Genomic DNA, 26697 nt, shown 5'->3' on the forward strand with positions numbered 1-26697 from the left:
CTCTATCCTTCACTGTTGATGCTTCCTGTAACCTCAACTTTATCTCCAGATTTTAGAGTTTTTGTTACTACATTATAAGGACCGGTAATTACAGTTTCGCCTTCTTCAAGACCTTCTGTGATCTGGATGTTAGCATCGTCCTGAATTCCGGTTTTTACAACGCGCAATTTAGCTTCTTCCCCGTTCTTTACAAAGACACATTCAAAAAGTTTAGAAGGATCTGTTTCTACATTAGCAGGAGCTGTCGCTCCCATCGCTGCAGAAGATGTATCTGCTTTTACCACGATAGCACTAATTGGCACACCAATAACTTCGTTTTTTTTGTTTGTGATAATATCTACGGTAGCAGTCATTCCAGGACGAAACGGCGAATAATTCTCTGGTTTCCCTTCTAAAAGATCTTTATAAGAATCTTCTAAGATTCTAACTTTCACCTTAAAATTGGTTACCTGATCTGTAGTTAATTCGCTATCGGCAGAGTTTGAAATCTCAGTTACTACTCCTTTGAATTCTTTTCTTAGGTAAGCGTCTACCTCAACGATCGTAGAATCGCCAACTTCAACTTTTACAATATCATTTTCGTTTACGTCTACCTCAACTTCCATATTAGAAAGGTTGGCTACACGTAAGATCTCTGTACCGGCCATTTGCTGCGTACCTACAACTCGCTCCCCTAATTCAGCATCAAGTTTAGAGATTGTTCCGCTCATTGGCGCATAGATATTGGTTCGCCCTAAGTTGTCCTTAGATTCGGTTACCGTTGCCGCTGCACTTTGCATGCTATAGTAAGCAGATTCTTTGTTTGCTTCTGCAACTTCGTAACTAGAAACGATTCCATCCCACTCTGCTTTAGAGATCACTCCTTTTTCAAAAAGCGTTTTATTACGTTCGTAATCTGCTTTAGCCTGTTTTAAACTTGCTTGAGATTGCGCATAATTTGCACGTGCATTTTCCATGCTCGCTTGTGAACGCTGCAAATTAGATTGATAGATATCTGGATTGATTCTCACTAAAAGATCACCTTTTTCTACTGTTTGACCTTCAGCAATAGGAAGCTCTATGATCTCTCCTGAAACTTCAGATGATAATTTCACTTCTACTTCTGGCTGAATTTTCCCGGTTGCAGAAACTGTCTCTACAATATCTAAAGGTTTAATTTCAGCAATTTCAACCTGCTTGAAATTACCGCTTTTACCAAACATTCCAGATTTTTTACCTACAACTAATAGTACAATTAAAACCAGCACTACTCCAAGAATGATAAAAAGAGTTTTCTTTTTCATTTATAAAATTTTTAAAACGCAATCATTTCTATATACCGATTATTGCTTCGGCTTCATTTATTTAAAACAGCTAACTATTAGCTTTAGAATCTCAAATTAGCAACTGGTACCCCAAAGTATAATTCTAGTACTTTCAATTTAAAAATATAATCATACTTAGTACGCACTACCTCTCTTTGGGCATTTTCGAAACGTAATTTAGACTGACTAAAATCGAAAGCATTGGTTAAACCAACATCAAAACGCTCTGTTGCATATTCGTAAGCTTTCTCTTGTGATTCTGCCGCAACCAAGGCTGCTTCGTAAGCTTCAAAAGCACCTGTAGCATCTACATAAGCCTGATAAACATTAGCTTCAAGATCTAACTCTGCCTGCTCTAATTGATATTCGGCTCTACGCGCGTTTACCTTGCTTCTTTTCACCTGGTTTCTAGTCGCAAATCCATTAAAGACAGGAACGCTTAACTGAAATCCATAAGAAATACCATCATTTAACCATAATTGATCGATAAATGGTCTTGGTGGCAAAGAAATTGGCACTGCCGCATTTGGTGATTCGGTTACAACCGTTTCTCCTGTGGATTGAACGTATCCAATTTCATTGATGGTTGTACCAGGAGGATTAATATAATCTATCCTATTGGCACCAGTTTCCCTTGTGTTATAGTTTACAAAAGCACCTAAAGTTGGCATATAAGCACCACGAGCTATTTCAACATTCTGCTCTGCGATCTCTTTATTAGCTTCAGCAATTCTAATTTCTGAACGCTCTTCTTTAGCTCTTTCAATAATATCGTATACTGAATTATCCAAGATCTCTGTTCCGAAGATATCATAATCATCTTCTACAATATCAAAGTTCTCGTAATCCTTGATCAATAAAGTTTGTGCTAAACTAATAAGTGAGATCCTGATATTATTTTGCGCAATGATCATTCGTTGTCTCTCATCTGCATTGGTCGCCTGGATCTCTAAAAGATCTCCTCGTGGTAACGAACCTGCATCTACCAATTGCTGGGTACGATCTAATTGCTCTAAGGTAACTTCGTTTTGAGATTTAAGTACTTCTAATTCCTGTTTTGCAAAAAGCACCTGTAAATAAGAATTTGCTATAGAAAGTGTAATATCATCCTGCATCTTATCTAAAGAATACTGGGCAGCAAGCTTAGATAATTTTGCTCTTTGTAACTGCTTAAAATTTCTTAAACCATCAAATAAAGTCACACTGGCGGTTACTCCGGCAGAGAAGTTTCTGGTAGTTTGATTTTGCAGTACACCAGTTGTTACGTTTTGAGTTAAACCTGTATTCCAGGAATTGCTGGCGTTACCATTTATTCCCGGCAAAAGATTACCAATAGCATCGTTCTTATCGATATCGGCTGCCTCTACATCAAGTTCAGATTGTTTAACAGAGATGTTATGCTGTAAAGCATACTCTACACATTCCTGCAAGGTCCATTTTTTCTCCTGCGCGTTGGCGATGAACCCAACTAAAAGTAAAATGGTAAAAAAGCTAAATTTCTTCATAATGTATATTGTAATGGATATGTCTAACAAAAAGTTGAGTTGTTACAAAAACTGCAAAAAATTAATTAGCAGCATAATTTTGAGCTGGTTTTAGCTGATTCCACACCTTTATTTTATCGTCTTTAGCTATCCCGTCTTTAATTTCTACGTGAATCCCGTCACTAACGCCTAATTCTACATCTCTACGCTCAAATTGTTGATCTGCAGTCTCTATTTCTACAAATGGCTGTTGAGTATCATTATCAAACTGCACCAAAGCTTCTTTTATTGATAATACATCCTCTGCTTTCGCCAAAATGATCGAAGCATTAGCACTAAGCCCTGCTCTTATAAAAGTAGCTTCTGCTTTATCTAAAGTTCCTTTAATTTCAAATTGAATAGCCCCGTTTTCTTCAACACCTTTGGGAGCGATATAATCTAAAACCGCATCAAAAGTTTTGTTCTCGATAGCACCAACGGTTACTTCAAGTGGTAAACCTTCTTTTATTTTACCAACCTCACTTTCGTCTACTTTTCCTTCAAAGATCATCTTATCCACATCGGCAAGTGTGGCCAGCGTGGTTCCGTCGTTAAAGTTATTAGATTCGATAACCTGGTTTCCGGTTTTTACAGGAACGTCTAAAACCATCCCGGTTACCGTACTTCGTATTAATGTGTTCGCCGCACTACCAATACCGCTTGTTGTACCGGTTTTAACGATCTCAAAATTTTGCTGTGCAGATTTATAGTTCTGCTCGGCTCTTTGGTAAGCAACTTCAGCATTATCAAAATCGTTAGCTGAAATCACGCCTTTATCGAATAATGATTTTTGGCGATCGAATATTTTCTTTTGATTATCTAAATTGATCTTTGCAGTAGCCACAGCATCTTTTGCACTTTGCAAAGAAGTTACGTTAGGGATCACTCGAATCCTGGCGATTAGGTCACCTGCTTCTACAGATTCACCGGCTTCAACATAAATTTCGTCTATAATTCCGCTAATATTAGGTTTAATTAAGATCTCTTCTAACGGAACAATATTGCCGGTTGCTACTGTATTTTTAGTGATGGTTTGTACAGAAGGCTGTTCGGTTTGATAAACCACAGGGTCTTCCTGACCTTTTTGAAAGTAATAATACAGCGAACCCAAAAAGCCAATAAAGATTACGGCTAAAATAACGATGGTAACTGTTCTTTTCATTTTTGATTGTGTTTATTCTATGTTCTAAAGTTGTTATTCTGTTCGTAAAGCGTCTACAGGTTTAATTTTAATCGCATTTTGCGCAGGAATTAAGCCTGCCAATAAACCTGAAATTACAAGGATAGCTAAGGCAATTAGTACCACCCCAATATTCACCGTTGGATTTAAAAACATCATTTCTGAAGTATCCATTCCATCTAACAATGAGTTAACCACGTAAATAACGAGTGTCGAAAGGATAATTCCTGCCATCCCGGAAACAATGGTTAAAAAGATCGATTCTAGCAAAATTTGCCCACGTATACTCCAGGGGCTTGCTCCTAAAGCACGACGAACACCAATTTCATTAGTTCTTTCTTTCACTACAATTAGCATAATATTACTAATACCAATAATTCCTGAAAGCAATACCAGCGTACCCACAAAATAGGCGACTAGGCGAAGTGCGATAAATAAACCGTTAATTCGGCTATATTCTTCGTAAAGATCAAAATTCCCTACTGCACGATCATCTTCTGGATGGATACTATGTCTTGTTTTTATAACATCAAAAACATTACTTTTAAGCTCGGTGATCGAATGATCATCATCTGCTGTGATGGCCATCCACCCAACTACATCTCCCATATTAAAGGCCTGGGAATATGCAGTAAAAGGCACAAATATTTCTTTTTGCTGTTCTTCTACATTACCACCACTTCCTTTTTTCTTATAAGTTCCTACTACCATAAAATTAACGCCGTTAATTTTGATGTACGTACCCAAAACTTCTTCATCAATATCGTACAATCCAGCTTTCACACCTTCGCCGATAATAGCTACTTTTCGTTTTTGCTCGATATCTGAATAGTTTACAAACCTACCAGAAGTAATATCCATAGGTTGTTGCCGTATAATTTCAGGATAATCTCCGTAGACATTATAAGCACCACTGTTTAAACCTCTAACCACATTATTAGCGCCACCAAAACCACCAAGTTGATTTCTTGGCGAAACAATTTCCAAACCGGGAACTGTTTCTTTTATAGCTTCTACATCTCCTAATTTGAAGTTATAATTTCTTCCCTTGGGCAAACCTTTATATGATTTAGAGATGGTTTGCGACCACATAAACATAGAATTTGTAGCCATTCCACTAAATCCCTGCTTAACTCCGTTTTCAAGTCCTTTTCCTGCAGCCAATAGAATAACGAGAATAAAAATCCCCCATAATACTCCAAAAGCGGTAAGTAAGGTTCTAAACCAGTTTGCGGTTAAAGCTTCAATAATTTCGTCCCAGCGATCTCTACTAAACATGATCTTTAAAATTTACTCGTCTCTTAATGCTATAATAGGTTTAATTCTCGCTGCGCGATAAGAGGGAAAGAAACCAGCAATGGCTCCTGCCACAATTAAAATAACTACAGTAGATAAAGCTACTTTAAAATTCACCGTAGGATTATAAATAAAATCGGTTTGAATCATTGGCCCTACAAAATCCAAAAGCACTAACCCCATGATCAAGCCAGTTAAACCTGCAAAAGAAGTCACAAATATAGACTCGTGGAGCACCATCCCGATTATAGAAAGTGGTTGCGCTCCCAATGCTTTTCTAACGCCAATTTCCCTGGTGCGTTCTTTTACGATGATCAGCATAATATTACTTACCCCTACAACACCAGCGATGATCGTACAGATCCCCACTCCCCAAAAGAACATCTTTATCATCCCTATAAGATCGTAGAAACGCTTAGTATTCTCTAACATACTATTAACCCTAACAGCGCTATTATCGCTTGGTGCTATTGTATGCTTTCCTTTAAGGTAAGTTTCTACTTTGTTCGTAAAATTATTTGATGCCTCCAGCGCTTCTTCATAAGTATCCTTTGGTTCTAGTGTAAAACTTAAGGAATTAATATTATTACCGCCGCTAAAGACTTTTTGAGCCGTGGTTATTGGTACAAATACCCTGGTTTCTTCTCGTTCACCCCCTGGATCTGTATAAACACCTACCACCTGAAATTTTATTCCTGAAATTTCTACATACTCCCCAAGCACATCTTTCGAATCTTTAAATAGATCCATTTTTACTCGATTTCCTAACACCACAATTTTCGTAGATTCTTCAATGTCTTTGTAATTTAGAAATCGACCAGAAACCATACTAGCATTTTCCAGAAATTGATAATCTGGATAAACTCCTTCTACACGATAAGAACCAGATTCATTTTCGTAGGTTAATAATCCTCCATAAATCCTATATACCGAAGATTTAAACTCTAATGCTGATTTATTTTCTGCGGAAGTATATTCAAAATCGTCGTTTTTTAGCTGAATTCTACGGCCAGGATTTAAGCCTTTATATTCTTTGGTAGTTACACCGGGATATACAAAAATGGCGTTTGCGGCATCACCCTGAAACTCTCTTTCTATTCCGTTCTTCATTCCTTCGCCAATCCCAAGTAAAATCACCAGGATAAAAATCCCTGAAGCCACTGAAAGTCCGGTTAAAAATGTACGCAGTTTATTTTTGCTAATGGTTTCAAAAACTTCCTGCCAACGTTCAAGATCAAACATTTTGTAGAGCTCTTACCTGGTTCACTTTAGTATCATCGATAATTAAACCATCTTTCAGGTTTACGATTCGCTTGGTCATTTGAGCAATATCTGGCTCATGCGTAACGATAAGAATCGTTCTGCCTTCATCATTAATTTGCTGAATTAGATCCATCACCTCATACGAAGTTTTAGTATCTAAGGCTCCCGTTGGCTCATCGGCAAGTAAGACTTTTGGATCTGATGCTAAAGCGCGAGCGATGGCTACACGTTGTTTTTGTCCTCCCGAAAGTTGATTTGGCAAATGATCCATCCACTGTGCCAGCCCTACCTTTTCTAAATAAGCTTTGGCTCTATCCATGCGTTCTCCACGCTTCATACCCTGATAATAAAGAGGCAAAGCAACATTATCGAGCGCACTTTTATAATTGATAAGATTAAATGATTGGAAGATAAAACCCAGAAATTTATTGCGGTAACGAGCTGCAATCTTTTCATTCAGGTTTTTAATGGCAACACCATCTAAAGTATACGAGCCGGTATCGGCTTCATCTAACATTCCCAGTATATTTAGAAGCGTCGATTTACCAGAACCTGAAGATCCCATTATGGAAACAAGTTCTCCCTCAGAAACATTGAAGTTTATTCCTTTTAAGACGTGAAGTGAGTTATTTCCCGTTTTGTAAGATTTATGCAAATCTTTAATTGTGATCATAACTTTTTGACTGATGGTTAAAAGCAAAATGCTTGCTTATATCCATAAGACTTCAAAAAGCTAAAAATGTTACAGGAAAAATATAAATTTATTAAAAAAGAGCTGTTTAAGCTTCGTATTTCTTCTTTCGATAAGAGCGATAAATGTAATAACCTAAACCGCCGACTAATAGATAAGGAAATACCATCAAATAAAGAATTCCGTCATTAATCCCTTCCGCAGCATTTTGAGAAGATTCACTTTCCAGCACTGCTCTACACATCGCACATTGTGCATCTGCAAACAATGGCATGAAAAGTAAAACTAAAAGGACTAAAACCGATTTTACATTAAAAATCTTCTTCATTTTCAATCAATTTTAATAATACGGATACATAAAAATGTACACCAAAACACCGGTTATCGCCACATATAACCAGATTGGAAATGTCCACCTGGCGATTTTGGCATGTTTTTCATATTCAGCTGTTAAACCGCGATACATGGTAAATAACACAAGCGGAATAATGATCGCTGAAAGTGCTATATGAGAAATAAGTATAAAAAAGTACATGTACTTCAGCAATCCTTCACCTTCATAATGCACAGGTGCATTACTTATCTTAGAGATCACATAACTCACCAGAAAAACAGCAGATAAAGCGAATGCTGTGATCATTACATTTCTATGTAATTTGTATTCTCTTATCTTCATAAAAAAATATCCCATTAAAAGTAATACTGCAGTAGATCCATTAAGTACTGCATGGAATAATGGGAAGGTTCCCGATTGGGTACCTAGTAAATTATAACGCTCGGGTAAATTCATTAAAATTAATACCACGATAGGCACTAATACCGATAGTGCAATGATCACCGGAATGGCGATCTTATCTGTTTTTGTTAATGTTTTTTTCACAACAACGTCTTAATATCCTCAATTAACATATCGATCTGCGGTTCTTCTTCTCCTTCTAAAACCGACTTATTTCTCTTAACAAAACCTCTATAATAAATTAATGGGTTTCCAAATCTATCTTTTCTGGATCGAATATATCCATCTTGATCAATTAAAGCAAACATACCAGAATGCACAAATCCTCCCTGAACATCTGGATCTTCACCAGCATAAGTTTGGAAACCAGCATTAGCAAGTTCGTAAATTTTATCCTTTTCTCCGGTAAGCAGGTGCCAGTTAGGATTGGTTATTCCGTAGTGATTTGCGTATTCTGCAAGTACTTCAGGCGTATCATGTTCTGGATCGATCGTAAATGAAGCTACGCCAAAATCATCTTTAAATTCTTCTAATTCATCCTGAACTTCAACAAGATTTTCGCTCATAACAGGACAAATTGTTGGGCATGTCGTAAAAAAGAACTCCACCACATACACCTTACCTAAATAATCATCATTACTAATGATATCGCCATGCTGATCTATAAACTCAAATTCTGGAGCTTTTCTTTTTTTGCCATTAAGCTCTAAGTATCCAACCTCTGGAGATTCTTTTTCAGGCCTTTTAGCACCTTCTTTATTAAGACGATCACCTTCTACAACTTCTCCATTATTCATTCTATCAAAGATCTTAGGCATTACAATAACCCCAAAGATTATAATGATAACAGCTAGACCAGCATATGAATATTTCTTTTTCATTACTATTGAATTTCTAAAATTCGCTTAATTGTTTTTTCTACCTGCATTATTTTTCTTCAAAGCCAGTCTGTACTCTGCCAGGATCACTTTTACATCATCATTCATTTTATTGGTAAGCTCTGCAATATCTCTGGAGTCGTATCCGTATAGAATTTCATCATCTTCATCGTCATCTCTACCTCTCAAATTTCTGGATTTATCTACAATAAAAACATAAGGAGTGTAGTTTTTGTCGGAAAGCTGATAGGGACTATCAAAACTCTCAAATACATTCTGGATCTCGCCCGGTGTACCAAAAACGAATTTCCATTCTTGTGCATTAGTGATACCTTCAAACTCTTTTGCAAAATCTGCAGCATTGGCTCGAGCACTTTCAGGCAATATGATTACAAATTGAAAATCGTCAAATCCGTAATATTTTTCAAGAATCTTCTTATCAAGATTAAAGGTATTACCTTTTAGATTTTCTAAGTCTTCTCCGAAGAAAGCAACAACGCTTATATGATCCTGAAGATAAACTGGTTCATCGTCATAACTGGAAAGCTCTGAAACATCAGTAATATTCTCGGTTAAGATTGGTAATCTGGCAAAGTTATTTTTACCCGATGCAAAAAAAAGATAAGCAACAATCGGCAATGCAAAAAGTACTGTGAGTACAAAAAATTTCTTCATAACACCGTTTCAGAAAAGGAGTACAAAAATAAAAAGACGGTTTTACAAAACCGCCTTTTCTTAATCTTTTAACTTTTGTATAGTTTAAAAATCCCAGGCAATATACCCGTTTTTATAAACCTCGTATATATAATCTCCTTCTGTAAGCAAGATGAAGATCAAATAGATCGCTAAGAATACTCCAGACCACACAACAGCTCTACGAAGACCTTTAGTTTCATGCTCCATGTGCATAAAAGCCCAGGCTATATAATATGCTTTGTATAATGTAAGAATAATAAAAATCCAGTTTAGCAAGTGCATTCCTACGATAGAAGTCTCTGTTAAGAATGGAGGTCTAAAAATCCCCAAAACAACTTCTACAATAGTAACTATAGAAAGAATCCCAAAAACCTGCCAGATTCTTTTTGTACTTGATTCGTGCTGATGTGCTGTGCTATCGTGTGCCATAATTTCTTCGATTCAAAAAATTAAACAAGGTAAAAGAACGTGAATACAAATACCCATACTAAATCTACAAAGTGCCAGTATAAACCAACTTTCTCTACCATTTCGTAGCTTCCTCTTCTCTCGTAAGTACCTAAAATAACATTAAAGAAAATAATGATATTAATTATAACTCCAGATGCAACGTGGAAACCGTGAAATCCTGTAATAAAGAAAAAGAAATCTGCAAATAACGGAGGCCCGTATTCATTCTCGGTAAGATTAGCTCCTTCTACGATACCAGTAACATTATTGTCTAACCAATTTTGAGATTCCTCTCTAGATAGGATCGTTTTTTCTCCCTCTTCATTAAAATCTAATGTTCTAATATAAAGATCGTCACTAGCAGCAAATCCTTCTTTAATTCCTTCTAAAGTAAATTCTGAAACTGTAGAACCTCCTTCAAACCAAACACCGGTATTTTCTCTATGAGTAGTTCTTTCAGACTCCTGAATCACAGCAATATCTTCTAAGGCTACTCGATGTCCTTCACCATCTACAAACTGAAGGATCTTTCCTCCTTTTGTTTTTAGCGCACCATATTCTCCTGAAATAAAGTTGCTCCACTCCCAGGCCTGAGAACCTAAGAAAATAAGACCACCAATAATTGTTAAGAACATATAGGTGGTTACTTTCCCCTGTTTCATTTGATGACCAGCGTCTACCGCTAACACCATCGTTACAGAAGAGAAAATAAGAATAAAGGTCATCAATGCAACGTAATACATTGGTGCATCTACCCCGTGTAAAAATGGAAAGTGATTAAAAACCTCATCGGGTATTGGCCAAGAATCTGCGAACTTGAATCTTGAAAAACCATAAGCCGATAAAAATCCTGTAAAAGTAAGTGCATCGGAAAGGATGAAGAACCACATCATCAACTTACCATAGCTGGCTCCAAGTGGCTGATTACCACCGCCCCAAGTTTTACCTTCGGTGCCTGTTCTAACAACAGTAGCGTCCATAGAAGAAGTCATTTAATTTAAGTGCTGCGCAAAAATACGCATTTTTATTATCTAAAGAAATATAAAAAGAAAAACAGGTAAACCCACAGTACATCAAGGAAGTGCCAAAATGTTGCACCAAGCTCTAATCCAAGTGTTTGTCCCTTATGGTATCGTTGTTTAAAATGATTATAAATTAACACCAAAAGCACAATTAAACCCGCCGCTAAGTGGGCTAAGTGGGCTAGAACAAGAACGTAAATGAAACTTGTTGTGATCGTACTCTCACTACCTGTGAAATAATAACCAGCATCAACAATATCTGCAAAACCCTGAAACTGAAACACTACAAACAACGAAGCAAGTATAAGAGTTCCCAGCAGAAAAGCAGTACCATTTTTTCTGTTTCCTAATATAATATTCTTTTTCGCAAAAAACATAGTAACACTACTAATTATAATTACGACAGTACTCCACATAAAAGACTGCGGTAATTCGAATTCTGTAAGCCAATCTGGTCTTGTTTTACTTACCACATAAGCACTTGTAAGCCCGGCAAACATCATCCCCATGCTTATGATCGCAAACCACAACATCATTTTTTTTGCGCGATCTCTTCTCTCCTGTTCGCTTCCTTTTGTTAAATCCATTCTCTAATAAATTTATCCAACACGTAAACTATTTGTAATAAAGTAATATATGAAACACTAGCCAACATCAATTTCTTGGCGGCATTTGCTGTTTTCAATTTAAAAAGCCTAATGGCATAATAGAGCATTCCAAGCCCTAAAAGTAAGATGATTATTCCTGAAACCGGAGTAAGATATAATCTTCCTGTAACTCCAAAAACAGGGATCAAAGAGACCAAAATGGTCCATATCGTATACAAAATCACCTGAATCGCAGTTCCTTTATCCCTCTTACCGGTGGGAAGCATAAAAAAGCCTCCTTTTTTATAATCATCATACAACCACCATCCGATAGCCCAGAAATGAGGAAATTGCCAAAAAAACTGGATCATAAATAAAGTTCCTGGCTCTATACTAAAATCTCCAGAGGCGGCAACCCAACCTAGCATAAAAGGTATTGCTCCCGGAAAAGCTCCCACAAATACAGAAAGTGGTGTTTTTGTTTTTAATGGCGTGTAAATACTTACATATAAAAAGATACTTATCGCACCAAACATTGCTGTTTTAGGATTGATAATATAAAGCACTACCAAACCTAAGACTGTAAAAACACTTGCGATGATAAATGCAGTAGTTACCGACATTCTCCCAGAAGGCACAGGACGATTTTTAGTCCTATCCATTAAGGCATCAAGATCTTTCTCGATGATCTGGTTGTAGGCATTTGATGCACCAACCATAAAATATCCGCCTATAGCTAATAAAAGCACGACAACAAAATCTACCGTCTCTGCACCTAAAAAGTAACCCGCTACAGAAGAGAAAACTACGCTAATTGCTAAGCGCATTTTTGTTATTTCCTTAAAATCTGATAATAACGAAGGGGAAGAATTATGTACGCGTGCGCTACTCAAAAATTATTTTTTACAATTGGCGCAAAGATACTCCTTAATTAGGTTTTGGCAAGGCCGTACAATTGTTAATTTTAAATTGCTCCTTTCGCTAATAATCGTAGTACCAATTAAAAATATCTGTACGAATACCAAAATTTAACCAGGAAGTAGATATATCGTAACTACTTATTGTATTCACATCGGTATTCATATTACGATAAATAAAGCTTCCGTATAATTTTAGATTGGTCTCTGGATTAATAATATATCCTGCTTCTACCTGACCAAAAAATGAAATCCCTGTATTTCCCTGGCCAATCTCCACGCCATTATCAAAAGGACGATCTTCATAATTTCGATAAATATCTCCTCCGTAAGAAAAAGGATCGTTATTATAATCAAAACCACGCTTTCCATAAATAAATTTAGCAGTTCCATACCAACGATCTTTTTTATATCTGGCTATCGCTATTATTTCTCTAAAGTTTGCCCCCCACAAATGAGCTAAAGATTGATTATTATGGCCGTAATTTAAAACCTCGGTATTGTGCGAATAAGTATAAGGACGTACTTGATTATATTCTAGCTGAAGAAATAAATTGGGTACTTTAAATGCATTGAAGTATTTAAGGCCTACCTGATAACCTAATTTGTTCTTCCAGCTTTTTTCTCCTCCGAAGATATCACTGCTGGAAAATTCATCGATGATAACCTGAGTATAAGCATTTAAATGATCACTAATTTTATACTTTACACTCAATCCAATTAATGCATTACCACCTCTGGCTCCTGTAGAAAATTCTATTGCCCTGTAAAAAATAACAGGATTTAGATAGTTAACATCAAAACCTCGGTTATTGTCATTCTCCCAAATTACCGATTCAAAAAGACCAATATTAAGTCGTTTAGTTACATTGAGACTTAAATAATGATTAGCCATATATTTTGTTCTGAAACTTCCGTCGCCGGTCACTTCTGGTCTCACATCTCTCATGGACATCCAAGTATTGGTATACTTCAATTTCCAAAATGTGGTGTTTAGTTTGAAGTAAGGATAAGGAGAAGTAACATCACTTACCAGTAAAGATCGATACCCATCGCCTATAAAGTTTTTACCATGACCAAACTGAATATTAAAATATTTTGAAGGACTATAAGACAAATAACCTTCGGCTACCGGATAATCATAAGCATCCTCGCCAAATGGCTTTGCAATTCCTCTTGAAGGAATGATTGCTGGATCACCACCATCTGGCCGTATAGATTCTGCCCAATTATTAAAATAACCTGCAAATCTACCCTGGTTTTCATAAACCACAGTGTAGAAATTAAAGTTTTCACCTAATCCTCCCTGGAAAATAGCAGCTCTTGTATTATTATAGGTATAATCTGCATTAGTATCTCCGAAATCTTTTCCTAGCTGAAGATCTAATGCAAAATCGAAGGTAAACCAGTAATCTTCGTTTTGAAATCTTACCGTATGCTCATTCCATATTTTACGACCTACGAGCGTTCTTCGGTTATGATGAAGACGCTGCGCATCAGCTTTCAGATCATAATATTTTGAAACATCTTTAAATAACAAAGGTTTAGATGCCGTATGATTATTTGTCCCTACCTGATTTAAAGCAGCATCGAATCTGGAATAATATTCATGTGATAATGGAATATTTATACTGCTTTCATAACGCGGATTAGTAAACAATTTAGTTTGAATTGAGTCGTACTCGTTAGCCGCTAGAAACAACTGATTGTCTTCTAAATCTTTTGATCTCGTTACTTCAGTCCTATTTATTTCTTCTGAAGAAAAATCTTCAATATCCTGAATTTCGTTTCTTTCTAAAGGTATTCTTATAGGTAACCTAAATTGCATATAGGTTGGCGTCGCATTATATCTCGCAGGCTGAATTACCGGAAGTAGCTCAAACACTCTGGCTACCTCATCTTTCAACTCATCGTAGGCAGCATTTACATACATTAATTTGAAAGTACCCGCTTTAGTTACTTCAAAAACTACAGCGATCTCGCCACTATAATTACTAGCTAAGACATTTGAAGGAACCTGAAAATGATCAACAATATAGCTTATAAGAGTATTTTTGAAACATTTTTCCGAAGCATTGTAGCTTACAGACTCACATTCTGGAAATACAGGATAAACTTCTGCATTTTGCGCTTGTCCTGAAAAAACTGATAATAAAAAAAATGGAAGTAGAAGATACTTCATACTAGAGTAATAGATATTCGGGCCGAAAGATACACTTTTTACATCTATCCTGAAATAAAGAAATCCCGGTAAAAACCGGGATTTCTAAAAAAAGTATATGTTATTTCCTTAGTCTTGAATTTGGAAAGTAATTGGTAAAGAGTATACAACTCCTACTGGCTTACCTCTTTGCTTACCTGGTTGCATTTTAGGTAGCTTGTTAACTACTCTCGCTGCTTCCTGCTCTAATCTAGGGTGCGGTGCACGAGCTCTAACTTCAGCAATTTTACCTTGTTTGTTAATCTTAAACTGAACAATTACACGAGTAATACCTGATAAACCAAGCTCAGCTCCTAAATCTGTATCAAATTCTTTTTGTACAAATTTCATTACTTTTTCACTCATACAAGCTTTACGCTCGTCGTTGTCTTTAAGATTTTCACATCCTGGGAAGATTGGTACATCTTCGATAACCGCGAAAGGAACGTCTGCTACCTCTTCTTCTTCAGGCGCTTCAACAACCTCCTCTACTTCCACGATATCGTCAAGGCTGGTTTCTGTAGATTCGATCTCATCTTCTTCTACTTCTTCCTCATCCTCCACAACTTCGATAACCTCTGGTGCCGGTGGTGGCGGTGGAGGTGGTGGCGGAGTGTTTTGCATTTCGGTAATTGGAATTTCTTCGTCTTCTAATTGATCCATCTGCACCATTCCGGTATCAATATCAGACTTTTCATAAGTCTTCCATTCAATAGCCTGCCAGGTAACAAAAAGAACCAATATAAGACCTAATTGAAGAAACAATACGCTTCTTCTGGATAAATCTGCTTTCGGATTTTTCTTAGGTTCCATAATGGTTAATGATTAATAAGGTTTGCTAAAATAAATATTTTTTCCAAAAAATTAAATAAATATCAGTTTTTAACCTTTTTAAGTGGCCTCTTAAAAGTTAAAAAAAGAATTGATGCTATTAAAACACCGGTTGAATTTGCAATTACATCTACCCAATCTGGTTGTCTGTAACTGGTAAGTGTCCCTTGTAATACCTCAATTAACATACCAAAGACAATACAAGCAACAGCTATTTTAATAATTATCGACTTATAAGATACATTATTTTCTGCTTTTAGAAAAAAAGATAGTTTCCAAATAGAAAATAAAACAAAATAAGCCGAAGCATGCAAAATTTTGTCCCCTATAGTTAAATCACCCATTTCTACTTTAGGCGTGATCTTATATAAAGAAAAAAACGTAAGCGTAGCCGTATATAGACCTGCCAAAGAAAAGGCAAGCTTAACCACCAATGATCTCTTTATATTCCTGCGCAGTAAGAAGGTCTTCCAGCTCGGCGATCTCAGCAAATTTAATCTTGATCATCCACCCATCTGTATATGGCGCGTTATTTACCTTTTCAGGCTCATCTTCAAGACTATCGTTAAATTCAACGATCTCTCCTGTTAATGGTAAATAAAGATCTGAAACTGTTTTTACCGCCTCTACGGTTCCAAAAACATCTTCACGCTCTAAAGATTCGTCTACAGATTCTACCTCTACGTAAACAATATCTCCTAATTCACCTTGTGCAAAATCTGTAATCCCTACAGTTGCAATGTCGCCATCGATCTTAACCCACTCGTGGTCTCTGGTGTACTTTAAATCCTCTGGAATATTCATAGTTATGTTTTATATAGCGACAAAGTTAATTTTTTCGGGTAATTGTTCAAATAGGCCGGCATTAATTTCCAAAATTATATCTTAAAGTGATCCCAGATCTAATTGTTGTTTGTGGAAATGCTGTAGAGACTGCATATTCAGAGAACGTATGCTCATAATAGAATAATGCCGTTAGATTCCTTGTGATCGCGTAATCTGTCACAAAATTGATTGACCAGATATCCTGCCCCGCGATTACTTGATTATTGGATAGATCTAGATATCTAACAATAGTTTTATTTCTTCTGTAAGAAACATCGGCCTTAAAGTTAAGATCACTGCTAAGCACTCTACGACGCCCGCCCAAAGCGGTAACTATTTTCATGTCCTTTAGACGATATCCCATCCCTAAAGTGTATTGATTACCGCTAATTTCAGTAAGAATGTTATTATCGAAACTAAGTGACAACTGCCTATCTTTTTCTAATCTTCCTAAAAACTGAATATTATTAGTAGTTTCCAGATCTACCTGAAGCAAAGGCGTAAATAATTCAGACAACACGATATTCGAGAATAAAGTCGGATTTTTATAATCCCCAGCCTGATTAGTTTCAAAAGGATTCTCAGCATTATAATCTAAATTAGTTTGAAACTGATTGATCGTATAATTAGACTGATAACCATGGGAAAGTGAAATTCTTCTAAAATTACGCTTAAAAAACTCCAATCTCATCAAACCAGTATATTTTATATTCCAGTTTGGCAGTGGAACATCTCTAAATGCTCCAAGTTTCACATTATCTACAGAAGTACCAGAGTAGGCTGCAAGGAAAGCTGGTAACAACACAGCTTGATTTGTTCTTCCCAGACCTACAGGATAACCCGTTTCGTCTACATTATTAGGATCTAGACCACGTTCTGCCGCTAACTTCCTGGCTACTTCGATTCGATTAGCTCTAAATTGATCAAAAGTTTCTGAAGACTGCTCGTTACTCTGGTTAAATGCTGTTTTAATTAAAATCGTTGAGATATTGAAATTCCCAAACGTATAAGGCGTTAGAGATTGATATTGCAAGCTTTGAGGATCTACCTGGAAGTTTTCAGAATAGGTTTCAGAATATAGTTTTCTTCCGGTAATATCTATCGTTAGATCTGGCAATAGATCTACAGAACCTTGTAAACTTAACTCTTCATTCTCGTTAGTAGTAAATTGCTGATTAAAATTTTGATATAAAGTTAACCAACCTCGTCTTGCTGCTTCATACCTAATTTCGTCCTGCATCCCAAAAGTAAATCCTGCGGAAGGTTTTAATGTTCCCATAAAACCGATACTTCTGGTATAACCCGGCAAAAATGTTCCTTGCGTATTTCGATAATTAACCTGAAGCCTTTTTACCGCAGTCACTATATCTACAACCGTATTTAAAGCTTTATTTCCTGAAGCCGAACTTCTTTTACGCACCGGCTTTTCCTGAGTTTCTTCTCCTGAAGGCTGTAAAGTTGGAACTCCCATGCTTCTTTCTGCAATAGAAGTACCTCGCTTATTTTCTTTCTTTCTAAGCCCCACATAATTGTACAGCTTTTGAAGATCCATATTCGCTGTTAATTGATGCGAATTAGAATTCTGTACAGAATTACCAATATTAGGAACACCTTCAAGATTTTGATAAATTCTAGAACCACGTTGCCATTGGAAGTCTCCTGTGTAAGAATAAGAAGCCTTTAAAAATTCAAAAACTGGTAATTTATTCAGCGGTAATTCATAATTCACCTGCAGGCTTTGATAATGATAGTTTGGTTCCCCAACATTAAAATAGTCGTCAAAAACACCAATCTCATCATTAGCATTACCATTCTCGTCGATATAGTTTCGAATTATGCGATTGTTTGAGGCGTTAAAACTAAAATTTAAAGCATTAGTTAGATTGTAATTGATACCATACTCCCAATCGAACAAGAAGTTTCTTTGGTACAGCGTAGGAATACCTATATCATTATCACTTAACTCTAAAGATCTAAATTGCTGCTCAGTATACTGTCTAAAATAGTTGGCACTTGCATTTATATTAGAAGGCAATAAATTAAGATTGAAGTCTTTGATCAAAGAAAAATACTGACTACTATCTAAAGCGGTAATATTTTTAAAAGGCTCTACTTTTTTAGGTGCAAAATTGAATTCGTAAGTAGCACCCGTTCTCACATTTTGGTCTAAAGATTCCTCGATCTCAAAATCACGATAATCTACCTGGTTGTAAGAACCTGAAAACGCAAAATTCTCTACATCATAAGGTTGTGGTTTCGATTCGCCTGTTCGTTCTTTCCTAAGACCTATAAGATTTATACTTTCTCGTTTTGTATAAGTTTGCGATTGCTTTTTAACACGATCTCTCTCCTGTGGATCGGTAATCGAAGCCAAACGTGTATCCAGTTCAATATCTAAGAATTCCTGATCATACTTTGGAGTAATTACCTCTTCACCGCGACTATAATTCACCGGAACTTTAATTCCCCATTTTTCTGGAAGTAATTGTCCCATATTAATATTGGTCACAAAATCATATTGTTCTGCATCTTCCCTGCTTCGTTGATTTGGCCCTTGATCTAATGTTCCAAAACCAACTGTACTTTTTCTACCGGTTGCAGAAAAGGTAGCAAAATCGGCCAAATTCGTATCAATATTTAAAACTCCGGCCCAACCGCCTTCATTATCAAGATCTGAAAGTCGAAGTTCGTTAAACCAAACTTCACCACAAACATCTTGCAAACCAGCGCGAGGCGTTCCATTTTTTACACCAAGCATAATAAGGCGTATATTCCCAAAACTAGGATTTCCCTTTACCCCTAGTCTCAATCTTCCCGGCTCGTAATCATCCTCAGGGTTTCGTGGTTCTAGATTTTCATCAAAGAAATTTAAACGTGTCGTATTGTATGAAGGATCTCCTAAAACTGTTGTTTTTACCTGCTGAAGTAAATCTAAAGGTAAATTTAAACGGTTAAGTTCTGGCCAGATATCTGTAGGACTTACACTACCTGCCGCAGTAATAGAAAGCGGAATTTCTATTTGATAAAAATTCTCTGTAAAATCTGTTCCTATTCTTACAAAAGCAACCATTTCACCATCATCAGGATCGGCCTGCCCCTGGAAACCTTCGGCATGTAAGAACATTTCTAAATTTTTATACTGGCGCATATCCACTTGAAAGTTCTTATAAACCGCACGAGCATCTTGTGGCTCTAAACCGCAAACACGCATAGCCAGTGATTGCTCGTTTTGTCTAATATTGGTGTTATTTTGATATAATTCTTCTCGTATCACTCCCGGAGGCAACACGTAAGGAATGGGTTCTCGATTTTCATTTTCTTCGATATTTACCGCTGTAACTTCAAAAAGCGCATCAGAACTTTCAGGTAAGTTACTCTCTTCATCCAAATTGCCATTATAACGACGATAATCACCATGTACCAATTCCATAGTTCCAAACCTCAACAGTGTTGGATTTTGAAATTCAGTAAGAAACATTCTCATAAAACGGATAGAGCGATAATCTGCAATTCCGCCAATAGCTTCAGTAGGTTCAAAGATCGGCACTTTAAACTGCACCCAACGTACACGCTGTGTTTGCCCATTTCTAAGTGTAACATTCAATTCCTTAGTATCTGAAACATACTCGTTATTCTCACTATTCATCCCATCAAAAAATGGAACTTCATATTGAAAATAACTATTTATCGTGTTCATGGTGTTGTCACGATTCACATCTTCTGTAGTAGGAAGCGTGGTATTACCACGATTATTATCACCAGAATTGTCTGGTGAATTCCCGTCTACACCATTGTAATTTCTATAGCGTTCTCTTATTCCGCCATCCGCGCTTAGAAAGTATTCATAATTATCTGCAGATGGATCTGGAAGATTACCAAACTGAGGAAATTTTTGCGCTTCTTCAGCATCTCCTAAACCATCATAACCCACATCCTGATTTAATCTCGCTTCACCTTCTGAACTAAAAGCATAAACTAAAGATTGATCTGATGGTACTTTCCCAAAAACAGTCTCGGTTGTATTTAGATCTGAGCCATCTTCAGGCAATCCATTTTCATATTGCTTTCTACCATCTTTAAGTACATCTTCGCTAATATTCCCTAAATTAAAAACAATTTTTCCGTCGTTATTTATATTATCTGGATCATCCTGATATATAAACGGATCCATTACCCAAAACTGAATATACTCAACATTAGACTGTTCAAAATTGGTAGTATTTATTCCGCGCATCATTCCTCCAAAATTATCGGTAGGATTTGGTAAGGTATTACTTCCTGCTGCGGCAGAATTATAATTATAAGGCCCTCGTTCTTCAGGATAATAAGCAACATCCATAGTGTAGATCACCTGCGCCTGTCCCTGGATCACATCGGTATTTGGGAAAATTTCATCTACTGTAACTCGCCGTGTTGCATAACTACTAAGATCTGAATCTGTAATACCATCTGGACGGCTGTTGCTATAAAACACAGGATCGATAGTATACCAGGCCAGTTTTGCTCTACGATCACCTACACTTAAGTCTCCATTTGCTCGTTCACCACCAAAACCAATAGGCACACTAGAAAGTTCCCAGCTAAGCGGAGTACTAATATCTATTGAGGTTTGTGCCGATTCAAAATCGTCGATATAAGAAGTTGCTTTTCCGTCAAAATCATTTACTGCAGGAGCTCCCGGAATCAAATACGCAAATTCTCCACGCACAGAAACATTCGATTTCACATCAGTATCGATATTGGGCAATTTATTAACTAATCTTGTTAAAAAAGGAACCTCTTTTGTGTAATTAAAATTTAGCCCCAAAATAGTATTGTTTATAGGCTCGTAACTATAATTCGCTTTTTGAGTTAGGGGGCGCTCTCTAAGGTTTAAGAACGTACCGGCAAGAATAAAGTCTTCATTGAACTGATGTTCTACATTTATTCCTGTAAATCTTTTGGATTGCTGCCCAAACAAAGCATTACTCTCTGTATTTACCTGAATTGGTGTATCTGAAGCTAAAAGTGCTTCATCCAGAATCTGTACTCTACCCAGATCATAATTCACCACATAATCTACTCCTTCCTGAAGCGTTCTTCCTCCAGCGGTAACTGTTACCGATCCCTGCGGAACATTATAACCAATTGGAATTCCTTCGAAATTCGATGATTTATAGCGCCCTTTTAACTGAAATTTATTTTTATCGGCATCTTCCTGCTCAGCTTGCGTTTTTGTAGTTCGATACAGCGACCTAAATACATATTTTTCCTGATTACCATTCCAGGTTGAAGGTTCAGAATATATTTCCTGATTATTATTTGGAGTATTATCTAATTTATCGAATAAATATTCCCCAAAAGGCTCTACAGAGGTAAAGATCACCAAACCATTTTGAACATCGATCGTAAAACCGGGCACAAAATCAAAGAAACCATCCCCGCCATTTATAGGATCGTTATTGGTGTTTAAATTATCAAGGTTAAAAACACGCAAAAGCGGAGTTTCCTGAACATCTTCTGGCAAAGGTACAGACGAATTTTCTGCCTGCTGAATATAATTTAAAGGCTGCGGATCTGTATATAGAAGATTCAATCTAAAATCATTAGGATCTAGATCGTATGCTCCAAGACTATAGATGTTTTTCATCATTAGATCCCAAACAGGCTCGTTTACATTAGTGATGGTACTTTTAAGCATTTTCACCACTAGATTCTGACTCACCCTGGCATCTGTTTGTCCTTCCTGTTGCTGGGATTCATCTCCTGTGGCATTAACCCCATCATTTGCAAATTCCCCTACCTGGTAAACCTGCCCATTTACGGTATATTGAAAAGCAACGGCCAAAACCTCATCATTACTTAAGCGTTGATTTAGCGTGATATAACCAAGATCCTGATTTAATCTATATTCATTTGGACTAAGTTGGCGCGCATTTTCAAGTTTCGCGTAATCTATTCCTTCTGTAACCTGTACGTTTCCAAAACCACTTTCTACCGTAGAAATATCGCGAATCGAAGGAGTTAAGATCGACTCGCCATTACCGTTAATTCCAAAAGGGTTAAAATCGTTGTTTCCGTTATCTGGAAATGCACCGGGAGCCTGATTAAAGAAACCTGGAGGCACATTTTCCAATCCAATATTTCCTTCTACCGGACTTTCGCCAATATCCTGTACTGCAACGATATTCCTAGTATCGGTAAGGTTCTGTACATTATTTGTTCTATTAGTGATCCAAACCTGAATTCGTTTAATCTGTATACCACTTCTTACAAATGGATAATCGGCAATAAATTCGTTATAGTTATCTCTAAAATAATGCGCTAAAAAGAAGTGACGATCCTGATCGTAATCTAGGGCAAATTTCTCATATTCTTCAACGGCCGCACCACCTTCAACATTAACCGTTCTACGTTCTGAATTTTGTTCTGAAAAAACTCCGGTAATTCTTGTTTTCCCAAACTGAAGCTGAGTTTTAAACCCAAAAAGGCTTTGCGCTCCCTGGATCAAAGTATTATTCAGCGGCATATTTACATTACCTACTTCGATTTTCTGGATAATATCATCTTCGCTTGGTGTATATTCAAGTTTTAATTGATTCTGAAAATCAAAGGTCGATTCGGTATCATAATTGGCCGTAATTCCTAATCGTGTTCCTACCTGACCCAGTAGTGATAATTGAATTCGCTGGTCGAAATCGAAGGTAAAATTAGACCTGTTTCTGGGCGAATAAGCAGGATTATCCTGTTTGGTATATAAAATCCCAAGATCCATAGCGACCGAACCTTGCGGAGAAATATCGATATTTGTTCCTCCAAAAATACTTTGAAAGAAATCTGAGTTCACATAAAAATCTGGCAATAGATCTTGCTGTAAAGCATCTGCATCATCAGATCTTCCTGAAAGCGCCTGATTCTTCAGCCTAAAATAGCGCTGCATTTCTTCTTTGATCACCAGTTCTTCATATTCTTCAGGAGAAAGCACCAAGGGAAGACCAATATTAGTTTCTCCAAGGCTTTTTTTATAAAAGTAGAGATCTAATGCAGGATCATATTCATATTTAGATTGTATCGACCCGGGATCGGGCATAACAATACTACCAAACGTAGAAGTTTGTGTTGTATCCTGCTGCGTTTCTTCTTCCTCTTCTTCCTGTGCAGATAAATTAAAAGAAATTAAAAGCAACAGCACTATTGATGAAGGAAAACGCACCGATGTTAACAACCTCAGGTAATTGTTTCTCAATGTAACTACAAGTTTTTTAGCGCCAATTTAATTAGAGTCTCTACCGTAGGATCTTCATTTTCTTTGATAAGCTTATTAAGCACCTTTTCTGATTGCTTACGAGCATACCCCAGAGTCTCTAAAGCAGATAACGCTTCTTCTTTATTAGTATTGTTTTGTTCTACAAAAACCTCGTCTATACCAAAGATTTTAACAATCTTATCTTTTAGGTCTAAAATAACCCTTTGCGCTGTTTTTGCTCCTATTCCCTTTATACTTTGTATAGTTGCAACGTCTCCAGATGCAATGGCATCTCTAATTTGCGCAGGTTCTAAAGAAGAAAGCATGGTTCTTGCCGTACTTGCCCCTATACCACTTACGGAAATAAGCAGCCTAAAGATTTCTCTTTCTGATTTTTCTTTAAATCCAAAAAGCGTATGAGAATCTTCTTTCACCTGTAAATGGGTAAATAAAAAGATATTCTCTTCGTCTTTTAAGTTTGAAAAAGTATTAAGCGAAATGTGGACAAAATAACCAACTCCATTACAATCTACTACAACATTGGTAGGATTCTTCTCTACCAGTTTGCCCTTTAAGTGATGAATCATACGTTAACCGAAAGTTAAAGCCCAAATGTACTAAAATAAAATAAGGGGGAAAACGTATGTCCTCCCCCTTAATCAATGTGTATGTTAAATTTATTTTTGATAGAAATGCCTTCATTCTATCCAAAAAACTCCGCTTACTTTTTGGCCTTTGCGGCTTTTTCTTTTTCCTGAGCATCTACAACAGCAACTGCAGCCATGTTTACCATTTCTTCTACACTTGCACCAAGCTGAAGAATATGCACCGGTTTATTCATTCCCATCATGATCGGCCCAATAGAATCGGCTTCGTTAAGCTCTTTTATAAGTTTATAAGCACTGTTTGCTGAATCTAGATTTGGATAGATTAAAGTATTTACCTTTTTACCAGCCAATTTAGAAAACGGAAATTTATTCTGAAGCATTTCTTTATTTAATGCGAAATCTGACTGAAGTTCACCGTCTACCAATAAATCTGGATGATAACGATGTAAATAAGAAACAGCATCTTTAACTTTTCTAGCTTCAGGATGATTAGAAGATCCAAAGTTCGCGTAAGAAAGCATTGCCATTACCGGCTCTAAACCGAATAACTTCACAACACCCGCAGTTAACTGCGCAATCTTAGCAAGATCTTTTGCTGAAGGATCGATATTTATTGAAGTATCACTTATAAATATTGGCCCTCTACTGGTGTTCATCACATTGGTAGCCGCAACTCTTGAAATTCCTTTGGCCATACCAATTAACTGCAGCATTGGTTTTACCACCGTTGGATAAGCTCTGGAATATCCTGAAAGTAACGCATCTGCATCACCCTCATTCACCATCATCGCCGCAAAATAATTACGCTCACGCATTAATCGCTGCGCATCATAAAGCGTTACTCCTTTTCTATTTCTGGAATCAAAATAAGCTTCAGCATACTTTTGAAGTTTTTCCCGTTCTTCATCAGATTTTGGATCGATAATTTCTACATCTGCATCAAAATCGATCTCATTCATTAATTCTTTGATTACTTCTCTTCGACCTAGTAAAATAGGAATCCCGATACCTTCATCAAAAACGATTTGCGCAGCTTTAAGTACATCCAGATGATCTGCTTCAGCAAAAATCACACGCTTAGGATTATTTTTAGCTCGTTGCATTAACAAACGAGTGATCTTATTGTCACTTCCCATTCGTTCTAACAACTCGTCTTCATATTTTTGCCAATCTGCAATTTCAGTTCTGGCAACACCGCTTTCCATTGCTGCTTTTGCTACCGCAGGCGGCACTTTAGCAATAAGTCTTGGATCGAATGGCTTCGGTATGATATAATCTGAACCAAAATTAAGTCGGGTTTCCCCATAAGCGATATTCACCTGTTCTGGCACTGGTTCTTTAGCAAGCTCAGCTAAAGCTTTAACAGCGGCCATTTTCATTTCCTCGTTTATCTTCGTTGCCCTAACATCTAAAGCTCCACGGAAAATGAACGGAAAACCAAGCACGTTATTCACCTGGTTAGGATGATCACTACGTCCCGTTGCCATAATCACATCTTTACGAGTATCCATAGCTAGTTGATAATCGATCTCTGGATTAGGATTTGCCATCGCAAAAACGATAGGACGTTTCGCCATGCTTTTAAGCATTTCTGGAGAAACGATATCTGCGATAGAAAGACCAATAAACACATCGGCATCTTTCATTGCATCTTCCAAAGTATTTAGATCACGATCTGTAGCAAACTCTAATTTTTCTTCAGATAGATTTGGACGATCTTTTCTAATCACACCTTTACTATCTAGCATTACAATATTTTCAGCCTTTGCACCAAAAGCCTTGTAAAGTTTTGTACAGGAAACGGCTGCAGCACCAGCACCACTCACCACGATCTTCACCTTACTCATTTTCTTTTTAGCAAGCTCTGTAGCATTTAACAAGGCAGCGGCAGAAATAATTGCGGTACCGTGCTGGTCGTCGTGCATTACAGGAATATCCAACTCTTCTTTTAATCTTCTTTCGATCTCAAAAGCTTCAGGAGCTTTGATATCTTCAAGGTTGATCCCACCAAAAGTTGGAGCTATATTTTTAACAGTTTCGATAAAAGCATCTACATTTTTCGTATCTACTTCAATATCAAAAACATCGATATCTGCAAAGATTTTAAAAAGCAAACCTTTACCTTCCATCACAGGTTTAGAAGCTTCTGGCCCAATATCGCCAAGTCCTAAAACCGCCGTACCATTACTAATTACTGCTACCAAATTTCCTTTAGTAGTGTATTTATAAGCATTTTCTTTATCTTTTTCTATCTCAAGACATGGCTCTGCCACACCAGGTGAGTACGCCAAAGAAAGATCTCTTTGCGACGAATACTTTTTAGTTGGTACGATTTGAATTTTTCCAGGCTTTGGCTTGGCATGATATACCAACGCCTCGCGCCTTTTTCTAGAATTGTTGCTCATAACTTTTGGTTTTAGCTAATACAAAGTTAGTAAGGTAGATTACATTTACTACCTAAATAT

Annotated in this window: 21 protein-coding genes; all 21 read right to left on the reverse strand. The window is 36.9% G+C overall.

What is annotated here, in order from left to right:
* Window positions 1-2: 2 nt before the first annotated feature.
* Complete coding sequence (locus INR75_RS01760) at window positions 3-1283, reverse strand: efflux RND transporter periplasmic adaptor subunit (RefSeq protein WP_223090510.1); 1281 nt, start codon at window positions 1281-1283, stop codon at window positions 3-5.
* 83 nt (window positions 1284-1366) lie between these two features.
* A complete protein-coding gene (locus tag INR75_RS01765) occupies window positions 1367-2809 on the reverse strand; it encodes a TolC family protein (protein WP_223090511.1) in 1443 nt (480 codons plus the stop codon).
* Between the two features lie 61 nt (window positions 2810-2870).
* Window positions 2871-3989: an efflux RND transporter periplasmic adaptor subunit gene (locus INR75_RS01770; protein WP_092539432.1), complete on the reverse strand. Its 1119-nt coding sequence runs from the start codon at window positions 3987-3989 to the stop codon at window positions 2871-2873.
* Window positions 3990-4022: 33 nt separating this feature from the next.
* Window positions 4023-5285, reverse strand: coding sequence for an ABC transporter permease (locus INR75_RS01775; RefSeq protein ID WP_223090512.1), 1263 nt, complete (start codon window positions 5283-5285; stop codon window positions 4023-4025).
* Window positions 5286-5297: 12 nt separating this feature from the next.
* A complete protein-coding gene (locus INR75_RS01780; protein WP_223090513.1) occupies window positions 5298-6545 on the reverse strand; it encodes an ABC transporter permease in 1248 nt (415 codons plus the stop codon).
* Window positions 6538-7239: an ABC transporter ATP-binding protein gene (locus INR75_RS01785; RefSeq protein WP_092539435.1), complete on the reverse strand. Its 702-nt coding sequence runs from the start codon at window positions 7237-7239 to the stop codon at window positions 6538-6540. The genes INR75_RS01780 and INR75_RS01785 overlap by 8 nt, the downstream gene beginning before the upstream one ends.
* 106 nt (window positions 7240-7345) lie before the next feature.
* Window positions 7346-7585, reverse strand: a complete 240-nt coding sequence (locus tag INR75_RS01790) for a hypothetical protein (protein ID WP_245758539.1) — start codon at window positions 7583-7585, stop codon at window positions 7346-7348.
* A gap of 12 nt (window positions 7586-7597) precedes the next feature.
* Complete coding sequence (locus INR75_RS01795) at window positions 7598-8137, reverse strand: DUF420 domain-containing protein (RefSeq protein ID WP_092539436.1); 540 nt, start codon at window positions 8135-8137, stop codon at window positions 7598-7600.
* Window positions 8134-8874, reverse strand: a complete 741-nt coding sequence (locus INR75_RS01800; protein WP_223090514.1) for an SCO family protein — start codon at window positions 8872-8874, stop codon at window positions 8134-8136. Before INR75_RS01800 ends, INR75_RS01795 begins: the two co-directional genes overlap by 4 nt.
* A gap of 24 nt (window positions 8875-8898) precedes the next feature.
* Window positions 8899-9546 (reverse strand): hypothetical protein, encoded by a 648-nt coding sequence (locus tag INR75_RS01805; RefSeq protein WP_092539438.1) that lies wholly within the window; start codon window positions 9544-9546, stop codon window positions 8899-8901.
* 84 nt (window positions 9547-9630) lie between these two features.
* Complete coding sequence (locus tag INR75_RS01810; RefSeq protein ID WP_092539439.1) at window positions 9631-9996, reverse strand: cytochrome C oxidase subunit IV family protein; 366 nt, start codon at window positions 9994-9996, stop codon at window positions 9631-9633.
* Between the two features lie 20 nt (window positions 9997-10016).
* Window positions 10017-10997, reverse strand: coding sequence for a cytochrome c oxidase subunit 3 (locus tag INR75_RS01815; RefSeq protein ID WP_092540549.1), 981 nt, complete (start codon window positions 10995-10997; stop codon window positions 10017-10019).
* A gap of 47 nt (window positions 10998-11044) precedes the next feature.
* Window positions 11045-11626: a cytochrome c oxidase subunit 3 gene (locus INR75_RS01820; protein WP_092539440.1), complete on the reverse strand. Its 582-nt coding sequence runs from the start codon at window positions 11624-11626 to the stop codon at window positions 11045-11047.
* Window positions 11617-12519 carry a heme o synthase gene (gene cyoE / locus INR75_RS01825; RefSeq protein ID WP_092539441.1) on the reverse strand — a complete coding sequence of 301 codons (903 nt, stop codon included), beginning with the start codon at window positions 12517-12519 and terminating at the stop codon, window positions 11617-11619. Before cyoE ends, INR75_RS01820 begins: the two co-directional genes overlap by 10 nt.
* An 88-nt stretch (window positions 12520-12607) precedes the next feature.
* On the reverse strand, window positions 12608-14725 hold the full coding sequence (locus INR75_RS01830) for a gliding motility protein RemB (RefSeq protein ID WP_223090515.1): 2118 nt from the start codon (window positions 14723-14725) through the stop codon (window positions 12608-12610).
* A 108-nt stretch (window positions 14726-14833) separates the two neighbouring features.
* Window positions 14834-15556, reverse strand: coding sequence for an energy transducer TonB (locus INR75_RS01835; protein WP_092539443.1), 723 nt, complete (start codon window positions 15554-15556; stop codon window positions 14834-14836).
* A 62-nt stretch (window positions 15557-15618) separates the two neighbouring features.
* Window positions 15619-15918: a VanZ family protein gene (locus INR75_RS01840; protein ID WP_223090516.1), complete on the reverse strand. Its 300-nt coding sequence runs from the start codon at window positions 15916-15918 to the stop codon at window positions 15619-15621.
* 79 nt (window positions 15919-15997) lie between these two features.
* Complete coding sequence (gene gcvH / locus INR75_RS01845) at window positions 15998-16378, reverse strand: glycine cleavage system protein GcvH (protein WP_092539444.1); 381 nt, start codon at window positions 16376-16378, stop codon at window positions 15998-16000.
* A gap of 61 nt (window positions 16379-16439) precedes the next feature.
* Complete coding sequence (gene sprA, locus INR75_RS01850) at window positions 16440-23624, reverse strand: cell surface protein SprA (protein ID WP_255584615.1); 7185 nt, start codon at window positions 23622-23624, stop codon at window positions 16440-16442.
* A gap of 5 nt (window positions 23625-23629) precedes the next feature.
* A complete protein-coding gene (ruvA, locus tag INR75_RS01855; protein WP_084842501.1) occupies window positions 23630-24211 on the reverse strand; it encodes a Holliday junction branch migration protein RuvA in 582 nt (193 codons plus the stop codon).
* A 134-nt stretch (window positions 24212-24345) separates the two neighbouring features.
* A complete protein-coding gene (locus INR75_RS01860; protein WP_223090517.1) occupies window positions 24346-26637 on the reverse strand; it encodes an NADP-dependent malic enzyme in 2292 nt (763 codons plus the stop codon).
* Window positions 26638-26697 lie beyond the last annotated feature (60 nt).

This window comes from Zunongwangia sp. SCSIO 43204, assembly GCF_019904275.1.
GTDB classification, from domain to species: Bacteria; Bacteroidota; Bacteroidia; order Flavobacteriales; family Flavobacteriaceae; genus Zunongwangia; species Zunongwangia mangrovi.

Excerpts from the sequence above, each read along its gene's own strand:
- INR75_RS01835 (WP_092539443.1), bottom strand. The coding sequence starts at position 15,556 with ATGGAACCTAAGAAAAATCCGAAAGCAGATTTATCCAGAAGAAGCGTA.
- INR75_RS01775 (WP_223090512.1), bottom strand. The coding sequence starts at position 5,285 with ATGTTTAGTAGAGATCGCTGGGACGAAATTATTGAAGCTTTAACCGCA.
- INR75_RS01800 (WP_223090514.1), bottom strand. The coding sequence starts at position 8,874 with ATGAAAAAGAAATATTCATATGCTGGTCTAGCTGTTATCATTATAATC.
- INR75_RS01765 (WP_223090511.1), bottom strand. The coding sequence starts at position 2,809 with ATGAAGAAATTTAGCTTTTTTACCATTTTACTTTTAGTTGGGTTCATC.
- ruvA (WP_084842501.1), bottom strand. The coding sequence starts at position 24,211 with ATGATTCATCACTTAAAGGGCAAACTGGTAGAGAAGAATCCTACCAAT.
- INR75_RS01770 (WP_092539432.1), bottom strand. The coding sequence starts at position 3,989 with ATGAAAAGAACAGTTACCATCGTTATTTTAGCCGTAATCTTTATTGGC.
- INR75_RS01805 (WP_092539438.1), bottom strand. The coding sequence starts at position 9,546 with ATGAAGAAATTTTTTGTACTCACAGTACTTTTTGCATTGCCGATTGTT.
- INR75_RS01780 (WP_223090513.1), bottom strand. The coding sequence starts at position 6,545 with ATGTTTGATCTTGAACGTTGGCAGGAAGTTTTTGAAACCATTAGCAAA.
- INR75_RS01785 (WP_092539435.1), bottom strand. The coding sequence starts at position 7,239 with ATGATCACAATTAAAGATTTGCATAAATCTTACAAAACGGGAAATAAC.
- INR75_RS01820 (WP_092539440.1), bottom strand. The coding sequence starts at position 11,626 with ATGGATTTAACAAAAGGAAGCGAACAGGAGAGAAGAGATCGCGCAAAA.
- INR75_RS01860 (WP_223090517.1), bottom strand. The coding sequence starts at position 26,637 with ATGAGCAACAATTCTAGAAAAAGGCGCGAGGCGTTGGTATATCATGCC.
- INR75_RS01760 (WP_223090510.1), bottom strand. The coding sequence starts at position 1,283 with ATGAAAAAGAAAACTCTTTTTATCATTCTTGGAGTAGTGCTGGTTTTA.
- INR75_RS01810 (WP_092539439.1), bottom strand. The coding sequence starts at position 9,996 with ATGGCACACGATAGCACAGCACATCAGCACGAATCAAGTACAAAAAGA.
- gcvH (WP_092539444.1), bottom strand. The coding sequence starts at position 16,378 with ATGAATATTCCAGAGGATTTAAAGTACACCAGAGACCACGAGTGGGTT.
- INR75_RS01840 (WP_223090516.1), bottom strand. The coding sequence starts at position 15,918 with ATGGGTGATTTAACTATAGGGGACAAAATTTTGCATGCTTCGGCTTAT.
- INR75_RS01790 (WP_245758539.1), bottom strand. The coding sequence starts at position 7,585 with ATGAAGAAGATTTTTAATGTAAAATCGGTTTTAGTCCTTTTAGTTTTA.
- INR75_RS01815 (WP_092540549.1), bottom strand. The coding sequence starts at position 10,997 with ATGGACGCTACTGTTGTTAGAACAGGCACCGAAGGTAAAACTTGGGGC.
- INR75_RS01830 (WP_223090515.1), bottom strand. The coding sequence starts at position 14,725 with ATGAAGTATCTTCTACTTCCATTTTTTTTATTATCAGTTTTTTCAGGA.